Origin of the sequence: Nocardia brasiliensis (assembly GCF_042691675.1) — a bacterium.
In the GTDB taxonomy this organism is placed as follows: Bacteria; Actinomycetota; Actinomycetes; order Mycobacteriales; family Mycobacteriaceae; genus Nocardia; species Nocardia brasiliensis_D.
Map to the genome: position 1 here is coordinate 6,858,054 of NZ_CP170507.1, position 18,769 is coordinate 6,876,822.

General features: G+C 67.4%; 19 protein-coding genes. 9 read left to right on the forward strand and 10 right to left on the reverse strand.

The features are described from left to right. Positions 1 to 59: 59 nt before the first annotated feature. The 6 genes from ACFK0J_RS31450 to crcB all read right to left on the reverse strand — a co-directional run bounded on the left by ACFK0J_RS31450 (position 60) and on the right by crcB (position 5,345). Positions 60 to 761, reverse strand: a complete 702-nt coding sequence (locus tag ACFK0J_RS31450) for a DsbA family protein (RefSeq protein WP_378733349.1) — start codon at positions 759 to 761, stop codon at positions 60 to 62. A gap of 305 nt (positions 762 to 1,066) precedes the next feature. Next, positions 1,067 to 2,482 (reverse strand): MFS transporter, encoded by a 1,416-nt coding sequence (locus ACFK0J_RS31455; RefSeq protein WP_378733350.1) that lies wholly within the window; start codon positions 2,480 to 2,482, stop codon positions 1,067 to 1,069. Further along, the gene (gene pgm, locus ACFK0J_RS31460) at positions 2,475 to 4,115 is read right to left on the reverse strand and encodes a phosphoglucomutase (alpha-D-glucose-1,6-bisphosphate-dependent) (protein ID WP_378733351.1); all 1,641 of its coding nucleotides are present in this window, start codon (positions 4,113 to 4,115) and stop codon (positions 2,475 to 2,477) included. The genes ACFK0J_RS31455 and pgm overlap by 8 nt, the downstream gene beginning before the upstream one ends. A 47-nt stretch (positions 4,116 to 4,162) precedes the next feature. Then, positions 4,163 to 4,525 carry a CrcB family protein gene (locus ACFK0J_RS31465; protein ID WP_218470991.1) on the reverse strand — a complete coding sequence of 121 codons (363 nt, stop codon included), beginning with the start codon at positions 4,523 to 4,525 and terminating at the stop codon, positions 4,163 to 4,165. Continuing rightward, positions 4,522 to 4,872: a DUF190 domain-containing protein gene (locus ACFK0J_RS31470; protein WP_378733352.1), complete on the reverse strand. Its 351-nt coding sequence runs from the start codon at positions 4,870 to 4,872 to the stop codon at positions 4,522 to 4,524. Before ACFK0J_RS31470 ends, ACFK0J_RS31465 begins: the two co-directional genes overlap by 4 nt. Continuing rightward, the gene (gene crcB / locus ACFK0J_RS31475) at positions 4,869 to 5,345 is read right to left on the reverse strand and encodes a fluoride efflux transporter CrcB (protein ID WP_378733353.1); all 477 of its coding nucleotides are present in this window, start codon (positions 5,343 to 5,345) and stop codon (positions 4,869 to 4,871) included. The genes ACFK0J_RS31470 and crcB overlap by 4 nt, the downstream gene beginning before the upstream one ends. Positions 5,346 to 5,622: 277 nt before the next feature. On the opposite strand from crcB, the gene ACFK0J_RS31480 reads away from it, so the two are divergent. Then, positions 5,623 to 6,798, forward strand: a complete 1,176-nt coding sequence (locus tag ACFK0J_RS31480) for a lipase family protein (RefSeq protein ID WP_378743168.1) — start codon at positions 5,623 to 5,625, stop codon at positions 6,796 to 6,798. A 172-nt stretch (positions 6,799 to 6,970) separates the two neighbouring features. On the opposite strand, the gene ACFK0J_RS31485 is transcribed toward ACFK0J_RS31480, so the two are convergent. Then, on the reverse strand, positions 6,971 to 8,470 hold the full coding sequence (locus tag ACFK0J_RS31485) for an MFS transporter (RefSeq protein WP_218470994.1): 1,500 nt from the start codon (positions 8,468 to 8,470) through the stop codon (positions 6,971 to 6,973). Positions 8,471 to 8,587: 117 nt separating this feature from the next. Between ACFK0J_RS31485 and ACFK0J_RS31490 the strand changes: the two genes are divergently transcribed. Together ACFK0J_RS31490 and ACFK0J_RS31495 are read left to right on the forward strand one after the other, a co-directional pair. After that, positions 8,588 to 9,259 (forward strand): TetR/AcrR family transcriptional regulator, encoded by a 672-nt coding sequence (locus tag ACFK0J_RS31490; protein ID WP_378733354.1) that lies wholly within the window; start codon positions 8,588 to 8,590, stop codon positions 9,257 to 9,259. A 53-nt stretch (positions 9,260 to 9,312) separates the two neighbouring features. Further along, a complete protein-coding gene (locus ACFK0J_RS31495; RefSeq protein ID WP_378733355.1) occupies positions 9,313 to 10,611 on the forward strand; it encodes a D-arabinono-1,4-lactone oxidase in 1,299 nt (432 codons plus the stop codon). A gap of 32 nt (positions 10,612 to 10,643) precedes the next feature. Here the strand turns inward: ACFK0J_RS31495 and ACFK0J_RS31500 are convergent, their stop codons facing one another. Next, on the reverse strand, positions 10,644 to 11,396 hold the full coding sequence (locus tag ACFK0J_RS31500) for an NAD-dependent deacetylase (protein WP_378733356.1): 753 nt from the start codon (positions 11,394 to 11,396) through the stop codon (positions 10,644 to 10,646). A 127-nt stretch (positions 11,397 to 11,523) separates the two neighbouring features. Here ACFK0J_RS31500 and ACFK0J_RS31505 point away from each other — a divergent pair, with 127 nt between their 5' ends. From ACFK0J_RS31505 to ACFK0J_RS31515, 3 genes are all read left to right on the forward strand, one after another. After that, the gene (locus ACFK0J_RS31505) at positions 11,524 to 12,435 is read left to right on the forward strand and encodes an oxygenase MpaB family protein (RefSeq protein WP_378733357.1); all 912 of its coding nucleotides are present in this window, start codon (positions 11,524 to 11,526) and stop codon (positions 12,433 to 12,435) included. A 495-nt stretch (positions 12,436 to 12,930) separates the two neighbouring features. After that, positions 12,931 to 13,344 carry an arsenate reductase ArsC gene (locus tag ACFK0J_RS31510; RefSeq protein ID WP_378733358.1) on the forward strand — a complete coding sequence of 138 codons (414 nt, stop codon included), beginning with the start codon at positions 12,931 to 12,933 and terminating at the stop codon, positions 13,342 to 13,344. 57 nt (positions 13,345 to 13,401) lie between these two features. Beyond that, positions 13,402 to 13,803, forward strand: coding sequence for a VOC family protein (locus ACFK0J_RS31515; RefSeq protein WP_378733359.1), 402 nt, complete (start codon positions 13,402 to 13,404; stop codon positions 13,801 to 13,803). Positions 13,804 to 13,815: 12 nt separating this feature from the next. Here ACFK0J_RS31515 and ACFK0J_RS31520 read toward each other — a convergent pair whose 3' ends face one another. After that, the gene (locus ACFK0J_RS31520; RefSeq protein WP_378733360.1) at positions 13,816 to 14,517 is read right to left on the reverse strand and encodes a helix-turn-helix domain-containing protein; all 702 of its coding nucleotides are present in this window, start codon (positions 14,515 to 14,517) and stop codon (positions 13,816 to 13,818) included. 107 nt (positions 14,518 to 14,624) lie between these two features. After that, a complete protein-coding gene (locus ACFK0J_RS31525; protein WP_378733361.1) occupies positions 14,625 to 15,128 on the reverse strand; it encodes a hypothetical protein in 504 nt (167 codons plus the stop codon). Between the two features lie 250 nt (positions 15,129 to 15,378). Between ACFK0J_RS31525 and ACFK0J_RS31530 the strand changes: the two genes are divergently transcribed. From ACFK0J_RS31530 to ACFK0J_RS31540, 3 genes are all read left to right on the forward strand, one after another. Next, on the forward strand, positions 15,379 to 16,149 hold the full coding sequence (locus ACFK0J_RS31530) for a dienelactone hydrolase family protein (RefSeq protein WP_378733362.1): 771 nt from the start codon (positions 15,379 to 15,381) through the stop codon (positions 16,147 to 16,149). Positions 16,150 to 16,362: 213 nt separating this feature from the next. Further along, positions 16,363 to 17,754 (forward strand): bifunctional lysylphosphatidylglycerol flippase/synthetase MprF, encoded by a 1,392-nt coding sequence (locus ACFK0J_RS31535; RefSeq protein ID WP_378733363.1) that lies wholly within the window; start codon positions 16,363 to 16,365, stop codon positions 17,752 to 17,754. A gap of 8 nt (positions 17,755 to 17,762) precedes the next feature. Continuing rightward, positions 17,763 to 18,701: a threonine/serine dehydratase gene (locus ACFK0J_RS31540; protein ID WP_378733364.1), complete on the forward strand. Its 939-nt coding sequence runs from the start codon at positions 17,763 to 17,765 to the stop codon at positions 18,699 to 18,701. The last annotated feature ends 68 nt before the right edge of the window (positions 18,702 to 18,769 follow it).

Consider the following 18,769-nt stretch of genomic DNA (forward strand, 5'->3'; position numbering starts at 1 on the left):
GCCTAGTCACGCAAGCGGATATCGCGTGGGCCATTGGCCTATCCGAGGCCCATTCGACATCACCGGGTGAGGGCGTCCACCCAGTCCTCGTTGTTCAGGTCGATCTTGGTCTTGCCGTCGAATACGGTCGGCGTGCCCGCGGAGCCGCCGAGTGCCGCGCCGAGTGCGTCGGTCGTCGCCGTTGCGCTGGTGCGAGCCGCGTCGACCTTGGCGCCGGTGGAGATGCACTGCAGCACCGATTCCGGCGCGCCCGCGACCCGGGCGATCGCGGCGAGTTCGTCGTTGCTCAGATCTGCGCCCCCCTCGCTGGGGCGCTTGGTGGTGAACAACTCCATGTGGAACTTCGAGTACACCGCGCCCGAACCGCCCTCGGCGACACATTGATTGGCGGCGACCGCGCGCGTCGAGTAATCCTTGCTCCGCGAGCGGTTGTCCAGGAAGTTCACCAGCCGGTAGCGCACCGCCAGCTTGCCCTCATCGATCTTCTGGGCGATCTCCTGCCCGTAGATGCGCTCCATGTTCCCGCAGGCGGGACAGATCGGGTCCTCGAAGATGTCGATCGTCTTCGGCGCGCCGGACTTACCGAGCAGAATCGAACCATCCGGTTCCAGCAGCACGCGCACACCGGGGTCGTGCACCGCCCCATACCCCTCGTTGCGCACGCTCGCCTCGTCATGCCCCCAGCGGACCGCCGCGAAAACGATCACCGCGATCAACGCGAGAGCCACCGCCCCCAACGCATAGGTGGTCTTACTGGACATCGGCCTAGGTGTGTAGTTCGAACGCGCTTCGCTCACCCCACCACTCTGCCGCAACCAACCCACACCCCCACCGCCAACCCCCACCCGCCGCGGCAGTCGCACACCTGCGCTCCGCCCCGCGCACCAATCGGCGACCCGCGCACAATTCAGCAAGCAAATCCGGGCGCGCCGATACGCTCTGCCCCGCGCACGAATTGCCGACCCTCGCACGATTCAGCTAGCGAATCCGTGCTCGGCGGAAGTTGGTGCGCGGCAGGCCGGGCGCAGAGTCCGGCTGACGCCGCGTCGGAGGCCGGGTGCGCTGGTTAGCGTGCTATCGGATCGCGGGCAGTGGGCTCGGTGTCCGCGTCGTCGTGCCGCTCGGCGGGATCGGCGTCGGCAACGACCGGTGCCACCGGGCTGTCCGCCACCGGCGCCCCTGCCACGTCGCTCACCGCGTGGTCGATCTCGGCATCATGGGACACCAACTGGTGGTCGGCGCCGTCCGCACCGCAGATGTGGTCACATTCGACGTGCGCGTCCTCGTCCGGTACTCGCTTGCGCATCGGCTCCGGCACCACTGCCCAGCCGACCGCCGCTACCGCGAGCAGCGCGCCGGTGACCGCTAGGGCGAGTCCGTAGGACGCCTGCTGGGCCAGCGCACCAACGGCCACCGGGCCGAGGACGGTGCCGAGGTCGGCGGCCATTTGGAACCCGGCGAGCACCGGTCCACCGCGGGCATTCGGGCCGATGATGTCGGCGACGGCGGCCTGCTGGGTGGGGGTGAACATGCCGGAGCCGAGGCCGGCCACGAATGAGGTGGCGAGTAACCACGGCACGGTGTCGGCGATACCGAGTCCGGCGGTGCCGAGCGCGCACACCAGCGATCCGACGATCAGGAACGGCTTGCGCCCCCACCGGTCGGATAGTCGGCCCGAATAGAACAGCACCGCGACATTGCCCGCCGCGAACACGGTCAACGCCACCCCGGCCATGCCCGGCGACTGATGCAGCACCTCGACAACGAGCAACGGCACCAACGCCATTCGCACCCCGAACACCGCGGCCCCGTTGGCGAAGTTGGACCACAGCACTGCCCGGTACTCCGGCCGCGCCCACCCTTCGGCGAACGACATCATCCGGATACCGCCAACGGGTTCGGGCGCGGCGAGCTCCGAATTCCGCAGGCTCAGATACACGACCACGCTCACCACCAGCAACGCCACCGCGTAGATCACGAACGGTACCCGCAGCCCGAGCCCGGACAGCGCCCCACCGACCAGCGGCCCGCTCACCGAGCCGATCAGGAAGCTGGTCGACCACAGCCCGGACACCCGTCCCCGCTCGGCGGGTGGCGACATCCGGATCACCAGCGCCAGCGACGATACGGTGAACATGGTCGACCCGATCCCGCCGAGCGACCGCAAAACCATCAGCTGCCAATAACTTTGCGCCAGCGCACTGGCACCGGTCGACACCGCGACGATCAACAGCCCGCCGAGATAAACGGACCGCTCCCCCATCCGCTGCACCAGCCAGCCGCTCGTCGGCGCGAACAGCAGCCGCATCAACGCGAACGCGCTCACAATCGCCGACGCGGCCGCCACTCCGACACCGAAGCTGCGGGCGAACTGCGGCAGTACCGGAGCGACCAGGCCGAAGCCGATGGCGATGACGAACGCGCCCCCGACCAACACCCAGATCTCGTTGGGCAGGGACTTCGTGGCCGATCTACTACTCACCGGCTAGCGCCTGTCCCACCACTTCCTCCGCGGCCGCCTGTACCTGAGCCAGGTGTTCGGGACCGTGGAACGACTCCGCGTAGATCTTGTATTTGTCCTCGGTGCCGGAGGGGCGGGCGGCGAACCACGCGTTCTCCGTGGTCACTTTGAGCCCGCCGAGCGGCGCGCCATTGCCCTTCGCCCTGGTGAGCACGGACGTGATGGGCTCACCGGCGATCTCCTTGGTGGTGATCATGTCCGGAGTCAACTTCGCCAGCAGTGCTTTCTGTTCCGTCGTCGCGGCCGCGTCGATCCGCGCGTAGGCGGGACTGCCGTAACGGCGTTCCAGTTCGATATAGCGCGCGGACGGGCTCTGCCCGGTGACCGCGGCGATCTCGGCGGCGAGCAGCGCGAGCAGGATGCCGTCCTTGTCCGTGGTCCACACGGTGCCGTCCATCCGCAGGAACGAAGCGCCCGCGCTCTCCTCACCGCCGAAAGCGAGGCTGCCACTGAACAATCCGGGCACGAAGAATTTGAAGCCGACGGGCACCTCGTGCACATCGCGGCCGAGCACGCTGACCACCCGATCGATCATCGACGAGGTGACCACCGTCTTGCCGATCTTGGTGAGCGCGTCCCAGCCCATCCGGTTCGCGACCAGGTATTCGATGGCCACCGCGAGGAAGTGGTTCGGGTTCATCAGCCCGCCGTCGGGGGTGACGATGCCGTGCCGGTCCGCGTCGGCGTCGTTGCCGGTGGATAGGTCGTAGTCGTCCTTGATGGCGATCAGCGAGGCCATCGCGTAGCGCGAGGACGGGTCCATCCGGATCTTGCCGTCGCTGTCCAGCGTCATGAACCGCCAGGTCGGGTCGACGAACGGATTGACCACCTCGAGCTCGAGGTCGTAGCGCTGGCCGATCTCTTCCCAGTAGTCGACGCTCGCCCCGCCCATCGGGTCGGCGCCGAGCCGGATGCCCGCGCCGCGAATAGCGTCCAGGTTCAACACATTCGGCAGATCGGCGATGTAGTGGTCGAGGTAGTCGTAGCGCTGGACGTTCGTCTCCAGCGCGTGCTGCAACGTGGTGCGCTTGATGCCGGCGAGGCCGGTGCGCAGCAGTTCGTTGGCCCGGGCGGCGATGGCGTCGGTGGCGGTGTTGTCGGCCGGACCGCCGTGCGGCGGGTTGTATTTGAAGCCGCCGTCGCGCGGCGGATTGTGCGACGGGGTGATCACGATGCCGTCGGCCTGATTCTTGGTGCCGCCCCGATTGTGGCGCAGCACAGCATGACTCAGCGCGGGCGTCGGGGTGTACCGGTCGCGGGCGTCGATCATCGCGGTCACGTCGTTGGCGGCGAGCACCTCCAGCGCGGTGACCATCGCCGGTTCGGACAGCGCGTGGGTGTCCCTGGCGAGATACACCGGACCGGTAATCCCGCGCGTCGCACGGTATTCCACGATCGATTGAGTGATCGCGAGGATGTGCGCCTCGTTGAACGCGGTGTCCAGGCTCGAGCCGCGATGTCCCGACGTACCGAAAACCACCTGCTGTGCCGGATCCGTCGGATCCGGGATACGGCTGTAATAGGCCGTAACCAGATGTGCGATGTCTTCCAGGTCGGTGGGACGCGCGACACGCCCGGCTCGATCATGGGCCATGCTCGGGTCTCCCTTCCGTATCGGCTGCGCCCTGCTCGTCATCAGGATCATGTCCACAACCACTGCGTCGTCGACGCGGCGGCGAAAACCGCGGTCAGGCCGGCCGCGACACTGATCACGATGTTGCCGACGGCGTAGGCGTAAGCGCCGTCCGTCACCAGCCGGATCGTTTCGTAACCGAACGTGCTGAAGGTGGTCAGCGCGCCGCAAAAACCCGTACCGGCAGCGGCCAGCAGCCAGTTGCCCGCACCCGCGCCGATCAATCCACCGAGCAGCGCCGAACCGACAATGTTAACGGTCAGCGTGCCCAGCGGCAGCAGAGAATCGAAACGCGCTGCTACGGCACGGTCTACGAGATAACGTGCGGGCGCGCCGAGCATCCCGCCGAGCACCACGAGCAGCACTGTCATCGGGCGGCTCCCTGCCACAGCTCGAGCGGTGAGAGGGCGACATTGATGCTGGTGAACAGCTCGGCGTTCTGCTCGACGAACGCGCGCAGCCGGTCGGCCTCGTCGACCAGCATCAGCACCAGCGGCAGGTGATCGGCCAGGTCCAGGATGCGAGTGGTGTGGATGCGGGAGGACGCGCCGTAGCCTTCGATGCCGCGCCACACGCTCGCCCCGGCCAAGCCGGTGTCGCGGGCGCGCCGGACGATTTCGTGATACAGCGGCGTGTGCCGCCATTTGTCGTCCTCGTCGAGCAGCACCGTCAGCCGCGCCGCCGGTTGCCACTGTCCCGCTCCACTTCGCTCGATCACTGCCTGGCCCCCTTCCGTCGTGCCGTTGCCGTTGCCCGCCGAGCCATTCCAGTTGTCCACCGTGTCATGCCCATGGCGAGCACGACGGCTCCCAGCGACGCCACCACCGTTCCCCCGAGATAGCCGAGCGCCTGAACCGTGGCACCCGATTCGAGCAGTCTACGAACCTCGAGACCGTAGGTGGAAAAAGTGGTGAACCCGCCGAGCACTCCGATACCGAGAAAGGGACGCAGCAGTCTGTGGGCTACCCATACCTCGGTGATCAGAACCATCAGCATCCCGATGGCAAAGCATCCCATGACATTTACCGCGAGCGTCGACCAGGGGACCTGGTCCGGCCCGGCGGGCCACCACACGCCGAAGGCGTAGCGGGCCAGCGCGCCGAGGCCGCCGCCGAGCGAGATCACCACGAGCACCGACGGTTCGACGTACGGGGTACGCCCCGCTTGCTGACCTCTCGAGCCGAACGCCACCTGCGCAATGCTATCGGTTGGACCGGACGGTCGAGTCAGCCGCACCCGGCGCGCCGGGACACTACGAACAGCGATGTTCATTGACATCCGGCGGAGTTCCGCGTACGAATGGGCTGAAGGTTTGACCGAAGTTGTGTCCCCCACCTCACTTACTCAGGTCGGAGCAACGATGGCGGCACAACGGGCACAACCGAATGCGCACCCGGACACGGCGGAACCGCGCCGACCGGAGCATCAGCAAATCTCCGGCAGACGGCAGTTGACCGTCAGCCGGGCGATCCGTCGACTCTCGATCGTGGCGCTCGCGGCGGCCACGGCCGGGCTCGGCCACCTGGCTCCAGCGACGGCCGATCCCATCTATCCGGTCCCCGACGGCGACGGGTTCTACGCCGCGCCACCGGATGTCGCGAACTTCCAGCCGGGCGACGTGATGCGCAGCAGGACGGTGCCTGCCGCGGGCTTCCCCGGCGCGACCGCATGGCAATTGCTGTACCGGTCGACCAATTCGGCCGATGAACCGATCGGGGCGATGACCACGCTGCTGCTTCCGCCGGGCGGCGGCATGAACCGTCCGCTCGTGTCGTATCAGCCGTTCGTCAATTCGCTCGGCCTGCAGTGCGCACCGTCGCACAGCATCTTCAACGGCACCATGCAGGAGGCGCCCGCGCTGAATCTGCTGCTGGCCAGGGGCTGGGCGGTGGCGGTGCCCGACCACCTCGGACCGACCAGCGCCTACGGTGCCGCGCGCCTCGGCGGCAGGCTGACCCTCGACGGCATTCGCGCCGTAAAGCGGTTCGGCCCAGCCGATCTCGCGGGCAGCCCGGTCGGCATGGCGGGTTACTCGGGTGGCGGCATGGCGACCGGATTCGCCGCGGCGCTCGCACCGGAGTACGCGCCGGAGTTGCCGATCGTCGGGGCGGCGCAAGGCGGTGTCCCGATGAACATCGGCAAGCTGGCCCAGGATGTCGGGTTGCAACGGACCCCGCTGTTCGGCCTCGGCTTCGCGGCCGCCGTCGGACTGGAGCGGGAGTACCCGTCCGAACTGCAGATGGACCGGATCCTGAACCCGGCCGGGTTCGCCCTGCGCGACCAGGTCGCCAACGCGTGCACCAACGAGATCATCAACGCGGGTGCTAACAAGAGCTTCAGCGATGTCTTCTACGGCGACATGGATGCCGATCCCACCGTGGTCCGCGTCCTGCACGAGAACAGCATCGAGATCTACCCCGGCGTCCCCCGTGCCCCGATCTACGAATGGCACGGCACCGCCGACCAGGTCTCGCCGCAGCTGGTGCGCGATGTCGCGGGCCGGTACTGCGCCGAGGGTGTCCGGGTGCAGTTGGACATGATCCCTGGCGCCGACCACGGCACCGCGATCGCACCCGGCTCGGTCAACGCGTTCAACTATCTGGGCGACCGCTTCGCGGGCATCCCGGCACCGAACAACTGCTGACTGCACGCAACACCGAGCTATACCAACCACCACGCGCGAGTTTTGCGAGCGCCGTTCGCGGCCCGTCCCGCGTCCGAGTGGACGAAGCGCATGCGCCGAAGGCGCAAGTCTCGTCCGCTCGGACGCGGGACTCCGGGGGCCGCGAACACGCCGCGCCCGCGCGGCCGATAACTCAGTGCGCGAGCACTGGCTCGCCCTCAGACGGCTCCGGAACCGTGTTCGGCATGAGCACCGCGGTGATGACCGCACCGGCCACGAAGATCGCGGTCGCCCACCAGAAGCTGGTGGTGTAGCTCTCGACCGCGGATTGCGCCACGGTCAACGGGTCCGGCGTGCGGGTCGACAGGTAGTCGGTCGCGGCCGAGGCGGCGATGGTGCTGAGCAGCGCGGTACCGATCGAGCCACCGACCTGCTGGCTGGTGTTGATCATCGCCGACGCCACACCGGCGTCCTCGTGATGCACGCCGGAGGTCGCGCCCTGGAACGCCGTCGACATCGCACCACCGAGGCCGAGACCGAGCAGGATCAGCGCGGGCAGGATATGCGAGGAGTAACCGGTGTCGAGACCGATCTGGGTCAGCCACGCCATGCCGCCCGCGGCGATCAGGAACCCGCCGGCCATCACGATCTTCGGGCCGACCTTGGGCAGCACCAGCGAGGGAACCATGGTGGACGAGACGACCATGGCCGCCACCATCGGCAGGAACGCCAAGCCGGTCTTGATCGGCGAGTAGCCCATGCTCAGCTGCATGTAGTAGGTGAGGAACAGGAAGATCGCGAACATCCCGATGCCCATGATGAAGACGGTCAGGAACGATCCACCACGGGTACGGTCCAGCACGATCCGCAACGGCAGCAAGGGATTGGCGACCTTGGTCTCCAGCCACACGAACACCGCGAGCAGCACCGCGCCGCCGATGAGGAAGGCCAGCGTGACCGGGTTGGTCCAACTGGTCGACTCGGCATGCGAGAAGCCGTACACGATGCCGAACAGCGCCGCGGTCACCACCACGGTGCCGGGGATATCGAGCTTGGGTCGCTCGGCTACCACATGCTTGGCCAGCAGCAGCACCGCGCCGACCAGCGCGACGGCGGCGAAGGCCAGGTTGACGAACATCACCCAGCGCCAGTTCGCCCATTCGGTGAGCATGCCGCCGAGCAACAGGCCGATCGCACCGCCCGCACCCGCGACCGCACCGAAGATGCCGAAGGCCTTGGCCCGCTCCCCTGGTTCGGTGAAGGTGACGGTGAGCAGCGACAAGGCGGCCGGAGCCAGCAGCGCGCCGAAGATGCCCTGGCCGACGCGCGCCGCGACCAGCATCTCGAAGCTGGTTGCCGCGCCGCCGACCGCGGAGGCACCGGCGAAACCGATCAGGCCGATGATGAAGGTATTGCGACGGCCGAAGAGGTCACTGAGCCGACCGCCGAGCAGCAGGAGGCTGCCGAACGCGAGCGCGTAACCGGTCACTACCCACTGGCGATCGCCGTCACTGAACCCCAGATCCCGCTGAGCAGCCGGAAGGGCGATATTCACGACGGTCGCATCCAGCACGACCATGAGCTGTGCCACGCCGAGAATGGCCAGCACCCACCAACGCAGGGCGTGCGAGCCGCGACGGCCCTGATCCGTTTTATCGGGGGCGGGTGCCCCACGGTCGAACGTGGTAGTCATGTGTCCCCTTTGTCTCGAGTTTTGATGCGGAGTTACAACCTCCGGTTACCGAAGTAAGCTATCACGATAACGGAGAGAACGCCTCCGCTTAATCCCGATACTTGATAGGATGTGGGTGTGAATCACGCCACGGCACTTTCTCCACCCCGGCGCCTGCGTGCCGATGCCGCGCGGAACCAGCAGCGGATCATCGCCGCGGCGCGCGAGCTCTTCGCCGACCACGGACTCGAGATCACCCTCGATGACGTCGCCGAACGCGCCGGTGTCGGCGTCGGCACCGTCTACCGCCGATTCGCGAACAAGAAGGAACTGATCACCGAGGTCTTCGAACAGAATCTCGGGGACTTCGCCGAGGCGGCCGACGCCGCCTACCGGCATGCCGATCCGTGGTTCGGACTCGTCGAATTCTTCGAGTACGCGTGCAGGCACATGGCCGTGAACCGCGGTTTCAGCGAGGTGATGCTGGAACTCGAGGACGATATCGACCGGTTCGTGGTCGTCCGTGACCGGATCAAGCCCACCGTCATCGCGATCGTGGATCGCGCGCGGAACGCGGGCGCCCTCGCCCCCGGCGTCGAGCCCTCCGACTTCTTCGCGCTGATCCACATGGTCGACGGCATGGCGGAATTCGCCCGACCGGTCAATCCCGATGTCTGGCAGCGCTACATGGCAATCGTCCTCAACGGCGTCCGCGCCGACGGCATCCCGCGTCAGCACCTGCCGGTGCCGCCGCTGACCGATGACGAGGTAGAACAGGCCAAGGGCGCGTGCTCGGGACGCCGAAGGTAACAACTGCGTTATAGGTAGCCCACATCACACTGTGATCCCCTACAGTTGGTCACATGACCAACTCGTGGGTGAACTGGGCTGGCGATCAACACTGCGCGCCGGCGAGCATCGCCACGCCGCGCACCGTTGACGAGGTCGCCGAGGTTCTCGGCCGGGCCGGCGATGCCGGACAGATCGTGCGCGTCGCGGGCGCGGGACACTCGTTCACCGACGCCGTCCTGACCGACGGCGTGCTGCTCGACCTGGCCAACCTCAATCGCATCCTCGACGTCGACACCGACACCGGCCGGGTCCGAGTCGAGGCGGGCATCACCCTCAACGCCGCGAGCAACGCACTGCACGAGCACGGCCTCGCCTTCCCCAACCTCGGCGATATCGACGTACAGACCGTCGCGGGCGCCACCGCCACCGCCACCCACGGCACCGGAGCCGCCCTGCAAAACCTTTCCGCCGCCCTGCATTCCATCGAACTGATGCTCGCCGACGGCAGTCGGCTCGAGCTGAATGCGGAGACCGACCCCGAGGGCTGGCGCGCGGCCAGGGTCAGTGTCGGCGCACTGGGCGTGATCACCGCCGCGACGCTGCAGTTGGTGCCGTCGTTCGTGCTCGAAGGCATCGAGCGGCCGGTCCCCGTGGACGACATACTCGCCGACCTGGACTCCTACATCGACAGCAACCAGCACTTCGAGTTCTACATGTTCGCGCACAGCCCGCTCGCGATGACCAAGCGCAACAACCCCGTTCAGCTCCTGGAGCAGCCGCGCGGCAAGGCCGTCGACTGGTTCGCCGACATCCTGATGTCCAACTACACCTTCGACGTGCTGTGCAAACTCGGCCGCTGGCAGCCGCGGCTGGTGCCCTGGATCCACCGCGGCGCCGCCTACGCGGGCAGCTACCGCCGTCAGGTCGACCGTTCCTACCGGGTCTTCGCCTCCCCGCGCCTGCTCCGCTTCACCGAGATGGAGTACGCCATCCCGCGCGAGCACTCCGCCGCCGCGATCCGCGAGATCAAGGATCTGTCCACCAGATTCGATACGCCGATGCCGATCGAGGTCCGCTGGGTCGCCCCCGACGACGCCTTCCTATCCCCGGCCACCGGCCGCGACACCTGCTACATCGCCGTGCACCAGTACCGGGGTATGACTTACGAGCCGTACTTCCGCGCCTGCGAGGCGGTGTTCGACAAGTACGACGGCCGCCCGCACTGGGGCAAGCGGCACTTCCAGACCGCGGACACGCTGCGCAAGCGCTACCCCGACTGGGACCGCTTCGCCGAAGTCCGCCGCCGCTTCGACCCCAAGGGCCGTTTCAGCAATGCTTACCTGAATCGGGTGCTCGGGCCGGTCGACTGACGCGTCGCCCACGCCCCGCTGTCGAGCGACCACTACGCCCCGGCCTCGAGGATCTCGGCGACCAAGCGCGGCACGGCGGTGCCGATAGGCTCGCGGATGATCTCGGTGGCCATCGAGTCGTACGGCGTGGGTTCGGCATTGACGATGACCAGGTCCGCGCCGCTCTGTACAGCGATGGCGCACATCGAGGCCGCGGGTTCGACCTGCAGCGAACTGCCGATCGCCAGGAAGATATCGCTGGTTTCCGCGGTGAGCGCGGCCTTCATCATGGTGCGACGGTCCATCTGCTGGCCGAACATGATGGTGGCCGATTTCAGCACGCCGCCGCAGTCCGGGCACGGTGGATCCGCCTCGCCCGCCGCGACGCGGTCCAGTGTCGCGGCCATCGTCGTCCGGTAGTCGCATTCGACGCAGACCACCTCGAACATGTTGCCGTGGATCTCGATCACCCGGTCCGCCGCGAAACCGGCGCGCTGGTGCAGCCGGTCGATGTTCTGGGTGATGATCGTGACCGCACGCCCGGCGCGGGCCAGCTCGGCCAGCGCGGTATGGGCGGCGTTCGGTCGCGCCTGCCAGGCCGGGTTGTCGCGCCGGGCCAGCCACGCTCGTTGCCGCAGTTCCGGATCGGCCAGGTAGTTGTCGTAGGTCGAGAGCAGTTCGGCGATCGGGTCTTTCGTCCATACCCCACGCGGCCCACGGAAGTCCGGAATGCCGGAGTCGGTGGAAATGCCCGCCCCGGTGAGCACTCCGATGCGGCCGTCCCGCCGGCGCCACTCGCTCGTCATAGCACCGAAGCCTAGGACGCGCCGAACACCGCGTCATCCGTGCGCATATTCGACCAGCACAAGACGATGAGAGAATGTTACACTAATCATCTCATCGCTTTAGAGGTGTTGATCAAAGGAGATCACGATGACCGCATCGGCCGCACTCGAATCCACCAGCGCGCGAACACTTCCGCCGCGCCGGCCGTTCGAGCCGGGCACGCGTCTGTGGGACGAGACCGGCTTGATCACCTTCTCGCTGACCGCCGGTTCGGCCTTCCTGCTGCAGACGATGGAGCCGAGCATCTCCGCGGTGGTCGACGAGCACTCCACCTTCCGCACCGATCCGATGGGCCGTGCCCTGCGCAGCATCGCCTCGGTGATGATGTGGATCTACGGCGGCGAGGAGGCACTGGCCGAGGCCGACCGGCTACGCACCATGCACGCCTCGCTCAACACCACCGACGCGCACGGCGTCCGGCACAAGGCGCTGGCCGCCGGGCCCTGGGCCTGGGTGCTGCACACCGGAACGTTCGCCTTCGCCGAGAACGCGAAGTACTTCGCCCGCAATCCGCTCTCCCCGGCCGAGAAGGAGGCGGTCTACCAGGAGATGGTGCAGTTGATGCGCAACTTCTCGGTGGCGCCCAAGCAGATTCCGGCCGACTACGCCGAGTTCGAGGCGTTCTTCGACGACATGGTGGCCAACCATTTGCAGGCCACCGACACCGCTCGTGACTATCTGCGGGTGATCCGGTCCGTCGCGCCGCCGAAGCAGTTGCCGCGCGCGCTCGGTCCGCTCTGGCGGCGCGCGATCGCCCCGGTCGGGCGGTTGCAGTACTTCGTGACCGTCGGCACGACCCCCGAGGTGGCCCGGGCGAAGCTGGGCCTGACCTGGACCGAGTCCGACGAGCGCAAGCTGCGGGCGCTCGGTTGGGTGATCGCGCGCGCGGTTCCGCTGCTTCCGGAGCGCGTGCGGTACTTCCCCATCGCTTATGAAGCCCGTCGCCTGGAACGCGATCGGCAGCGCCTCCGCAAGATGATCGACTTCCGCCCGATCTGACACCTGCCCTCGACGGCGCTGCGGCCATTACCGGCCGCGGCGCCGTATTTGTTGGGTGGCAACATTTTTCAACCTGAAGTTCCGCCCGCGCATCCGAGAGAGACCGACCAGTCCGGATACCGGACCGCGTCAACCGTTGTGCGCCAACAACTCTCATCTGACCCTTCTCCGCTCCGGCTCGAGACATGCCTGGCGCGCCGTGAGAAAACCGTCCAGTCCGAAATGCGTGTTACACCGGCTTCCCGCAACCGCTCGACACGGACAACCGCCCTGACTCGGCAACCACTGTGCGCCAACAACTTCGAGCCCACCGACCGGCGAATCACGCGCCCCACGACGGACGACCGCGCGGACGATGACCTGTCCGCGGTAACGATCTTCGCCGCGCTGGTATACGTATCCCGTACGCTTCGACAGCGTTTCGGCCCCAACACGCCGGATGAAACCATCCGGCACCACAGCACACCCTTGCTCAGCTCACCGAAAGGCGCTTCTATGCCGCACAAGCCCAGCGTGCTGTTCATCTGCGTGCACAACGCGGGTAGATCGCAGATGGCCGCCGGGTTTCTCAGCGCGCTCGCCGGCGACCGCATCGAGGTCCGGACGGCAGGCAGTGCGCCCACTGCCGCGCTCAACCCGATCGCCGTGGCCGCCATGGCGGAGGTCGGCATCGACATCTCCGGCCACACGCCGAAGCCGCTGACCATCGACGCGGTCGGCATCTCCGACGTGGTGGTGACCATGGGTTGCGGCGACGCCTGTCCGTTCTTCCCGGGCATCAGCTACCGCGACTGGGTACTGCCCGATCCGTCCGAGCAGACCATCGACATGGTCCGGCCGACCCGGGACCGCATCCAGATCCTGGTCGAGAACCTCATCGCCGAACTGGTCCCCGCCCTCGCCCGCTGACCTGGTCGGTCCGATTTGTTCAAGACCGGGTGGGGCGTGGGTGATTACCGTGCGGGTATGACTCCACAACTCGACGTCATCGGAATCGTTGTCACCGATATGAGCGCCTCGGTCGCCTTCTACCGCCGCCTCGGCCTCGACTTCCCCGAGGGCTCGGAGCAACAGCCGCACGCCGAAGCGGCCCTGCCCAACGGCCTACGGGTAGCGCTCGACACCGAGGCCACCATCAAGTCCTTCCACACCGAATGGGAACCGCCGACCAGCGCAGGACGCGTCGGACTCGCGTTCCGCTGCGCCGACCCCGCCGAGGTCGACTCGGTCTACACCAGCCTCGTCGAGGCCGGATACGTCGGTGAGATGAAACCGTGGGACGCCTTCTGGGGCCAGCGCTACGCCGTCATCCTGGACCCGGACGGCAACGGCATCGACCTCTACGCTCCCCTGCCGACCGCCGACTGAACTGCCGTCTCGTCAACCCGCCTCCGCCACCGGGCGGAGGCTTCCCGGCACGGCCCCGCTCGACCGAGTCAGCACCTCGCCCAATGGCATTCCGGTGAGGTCACGCACTTCCCGCGCCAGATGGGCTTGATCCGCGAACCCGGTCGAGGCGGCGGTGTCGGCGAACGGCATCCCGCGGCGCGCCTGGCCCAGTGCGCGTTGCAGCCGAAGCACTCGGGCCAGCGTCTTGGGCCCGTAGCCGAACGCCGCCAACGAACGCCGGTGCAGCAGCCGGGCATTCAGGCCGGTCGCTTCCGCTGTCGCGCGCACCGACCAGCCCGCGTCCAGTGCCGCCACTATCCGCGGCAACACCGGGTCCGGCGGTGTCACCTCCGCTGCCCGGCGCACCGCGATCTCCTCCAGCGCTGCCACCGGATCGTCGGCGTTCCCTAGCTGCTCGCTCAACCGCCGCACCCGCGCCGATGGCCACACATCGGCGAGTTCGATCCGCTGATCCCGCAATTCATCCGCGGGCACGCCGAGCAGAGCAGGCGCCGTCCCCGGAAAGAACCGGATCCCCGCATACCGCGTTCCCATCTCGACCACCGGACGGTAAGCCCGAGTGTCCGGACCCGCGACAACCAGCCGTCCACCGACCCACAGCAGATCGATGCACCCGTCCGGCAGCACCGGCATCCCGGCGTCGTGCGCCGTCACCGTTCGCGTCCACACCACGGCCCGCCCAAACCTCGACGGCCGCTCCCGATACCTCTGTTCGTCCCAGGCATCGTCCACACTTCGACGCTACCTCCGCCCCCTGACACGTTCGCCCGTCGGCAGGCTCAGCGCTGCGCCGGAATCGGGAACACCCCGCGCGGCACGACGCGGACGAACGCATCGGGGTGCGCGGCGGCGATTTTCGATTCCGGGTCATTGCAGCCGACCGTGACATCACCGATCGGCGCGGCGGAAAACGTCCACACCGTCATCCAGTCCTTGCCATTCACCGATTCGGTCTTTTTCACATCGGAGGACCGCAGATCTTCGTTCCGGCCGGAACTGTCGACCGCGGTGCAGCGCAGCGCATTAGCGGCCTGGCCCCACTCGGCGGGCACCCGGATATCCATCACGGCATCGGCGGGAACCGGGACTTTTTTGGTCTCGCCCAGCGCGATCCGTACGCCATCGGTTTCGTCGTCGTCACCCGGATAGGGGGTGGCCGCAGCCGAACTCGAAGTCGCCGCATTACTCGACGACGTCGGTTCGCTGCTCGCCGATTTGTCGTCGGAGCACCCCGTCACAGCGACGGCGACCAGCGCCGGAACCACCAGCCAGCTCAGTTTCACAGGTCAAACCCTCTCGTCGCGCCCACTCACCAGGCGATTGGTACGGATCAGCGATCGAACACGGCGGCGTAAGCACTGGGCCGGAGCAGAGCTGGACCACGGGGAACCGCGCACGCCGCCGATAGACAGAGCATGACAACTTCGGCGTCGAATGGAGACTACACGCGCCCGAAATCGCCGATTAATTCAGTAATTTGCCGGAGTAATGTTGCGTCGGTCGTTGTCACCATTCGTCAGGGAGACCCTTCCGATGACTTCACCTGTCGCGTTCGACGCGGTCGATATTCCACTACTCGACGGCACCGCCGACGCCTACTTCGCCCATCCGGCCGACGGCGCCGAACATCCGGGCCTGCTGTTCTATCCGGACGCGTTCGGGCTGCGACCGTGGTTGCGCGAGATGGTGGAGACCGTCGCCGCACACGGATTCGCTGTGCTGGCGCCCAACATCTTCTACCGTTCCGGCCACGCCCCGGTGCTACCCATGCCGGACTTCAGCGAGCCGGACGCGCAGGCTGAGTTCTTCGCCGACCTGGGCCCGGTGCGGGACGCGCTGACGCCGGACAAGGCGATGCAGGACGCGCAGGGCTACCTCGACTGGCTTTCCGCCAACGAGTTGGTGACCCCGGGCCCGTTGGCGACAACGGGATACTGCATGGGCGGCAGGTTGTCGCTGCGCACCGCCGCGGCGTTCGGCGACCGGATCGCCGCCGCGGCCAGTTTCCACGGCGGCTTTCTGGCCGCCGATGACCGGCCGGACAGTCCGCACCATTCGGCGGCCGACATCACCGCGGAATTGTTCATCGCGCACGCCGACCACGACTCGTCGATGCCGCCCGAGCAGATCACCCGTCTCGAACAGGCCCTCGACGAGGCGGGCGTGCGGTACACGTCGGTCGTCTATCCGGACGCGCCGCACGGTTTCACCATGCGGGACACGCCTTCCTACCGACCGGATGCGGGGCAGCGCCACCTGCACGATCTCCTGGCGCTGCTGCATCGCGCCTTCGACGCGGAATAAACGGCCTATCATCCGATGTTTCGGCTGGAGTCGGTACCGACTCCAGCCGTACGGCGGACCTGTGCCGTCGTGCGACCAACCGGCCGGTTTCCGGGGGCAGTACCCCGTGGAACCGCCGGTTCCGCATAGTGTTGTCGGTAAGCGATCATCGGGAGGACCACATGGCGGAGCTGGTGTGGATGGAGGAACGCGATACCGGGGCGGAGCACCGGCGTGGGTGACGAACGGGGAGCGGCCGCGACGACGCAGCACACTTCGGCACTCACCGGGTATCGCCAGGCCTCGCTCACGGCAACCCCCACTACCCGCCCGGTCTTCATCGGCGTTGCGCTGATCGTCAGCGTGTTCCTGGTGTACGCGGCTCACCCCGCCGCACGGGAAGGGGCGGAGCACGTCTGGTTCGTCGGCGTCGCGGTCGCGGGTGTGTTCGTCGCGCGTGGGCTGCACCTGCGGCGGCCGATCACCCTGCCGCATTTCGCGGTGGCGCTACTCGTGCTGGCCATCGCCCACCTCGCCTATCGCGTCGAACATCCCGGTTACGGCTTCGCGCTGCTCGCTTCCAGCGGTTTCATCCTGGTGCTGCCGCAGTCGAGCAGACCGCAACCCGAGCAGTTGTATCGCGTCGCCGAACTGGTCGGCCGGACCGAGCGGGACCCGCTGGCCCCGTTCGCGCTGCACTCCTCGAAAACCTATTACTTCAACGCGGATTCGACCGCTGCGATCGGCTACCGCACCCGCTTCGGCATCGCCGTGGTGGCCGGCGATCCGATCGGCGACCGCGTCGCGTTCCCCGAATTGCTCACCGAGTTCTCCGAATTCGCGGTCAATCAGGGCTGGCGCATCGCGGTGCTCGGCGCGAGCCCGGCACTGGCCGAGATGTGGCGTCGCCGCGCGCTGGAACACCGTGGGCTGCACGCCGTTCCGATCGGCCGCGACGTGGTGATCGAGGTGGACGACTTCGCGATGGTCGGCAGGCACTACCGCAACCTGCGCCAAGCCGTCAGCCGCACCCGCAATTTCGGCGTCACCACCGAGATCGCCGACGAGTCCGCTCTGACCGATCAGCAACGCGAGGGCCTGCTCGCCATCGTCGACGAGTGGGGCCGGGGTCGGCAGACCCGCGGCTTCTCGATGATTCTCGACCATCTGCTGGACGGACGAAACCCGAACATGCTGGTGGTCATGGCCAAGGACGAGGACGGAACCCTGGCGGGCTTCCAGCGTTACGGCATCTCCGGCCGCGGTCGCGAGCTCAGTCTCGACGTGCCGTGGCGGCGCAAGGACGCCCCCAACGGCCTGGACGAGCGGATGATCATCGACCTGGTCGACTACGCCCGCGAGCACGACATCCACCGGATCTCGTTGGCGTTCGCGCCCTTTCCCGAACTCTTCGCCGACAAGCAGAAGTCGCGGATGGCGAAGCTGATCTATCTGCTTGTGCACCTTGGTGATCCGCTGATCCGGCTGGAATCGCTGTATCGGTTCCTGCGCAAGTTCCATGCGCTGTCCGACCAGCGGTATGTGCTGATCCGCTGGCGCGAGGTCGTCATCGCCGCCGCCGCCCTGCTTACCCTGGAGTTCGCACCGCACCGCAGGGAACACTGAGGGACACCATGGATTTGACGCACAGCGATATCAAGGCCGCCGTCGAGCGGGTGGCAGGCCAGGTACGGCCGATCGCCCTCGCCCCGGGCGACGACGGGGCGGGCCAGCCGTGGTTGGCGTTGGAATTCATGCAGCACACCGGCAGCTTCAAGGCGCGCGGTGCGCTGAATTTCCTGCTCGCACACCGGGAGAACGGCACGCTGCCGGACGCGGGCGTGACGATCGCCTCCGGTGGTAATGCCGGGCTGGCGTGTGCCTGGGCGGCCCGCAGACAGGACGTCCGCGCCACGGTCTTCTTGCCGACCACCGCGCCGAAGGTGAAGGTGGACCGGCTCAACTCCTACGGCGCCGAGGTCAGGCTGATCGGCACACAGTACGCCGACGCACTCGCGGCCAGCCGCGAATTCGCGGCCACGACAGGCGCTTTGCTATCCCACGCCTATGACAACCCGCTGATCGCCGCGGGCGCGGGCACGCTGATGGAAGAAATCCACCAGCGGCTGCCCGACCTCGACACCATCGTGGTCGCCGTCGGTGGCGGCGGACTGTTCGCCGGAATCGCCACCGCCGCAGACCATTACGGTGTCCGGACCGTTGTGGTGGAACCTGCCCGCTGCCGCGCCCTCAACGCGTCGATCGAGGCCGGGCAGCTGGTCGACGTGGACATCGATTCGATCGCCGCGGACTCCCTCGGTGCCCGGCGGGCCACCGAATTGGCGCTGTACGCCGCGCAGCACTACGACGTCGTCTCGCTGCTCGTCGCTGACGAGGACATCGTCGCCGCCCGCCGCGCCATCTGGGAAGACCGCCGTCTTGCCGTCGAATACGGCGCCGCTACCGCGCTTGCCGCACTGCGCGCAGGCACGGCTTACCAGCCCGAGCCCGACGAGAAGGTGTGCGTCGTGGTGTGCGGCGCGAATACCGACCCGTCTGATCTGACCAGCTGAACGGGCATTGCCAGCCGTCTTTTCCACCATCGATTTCCGGCGAGCACCGCCGAGCGGAGTTAGGCTCG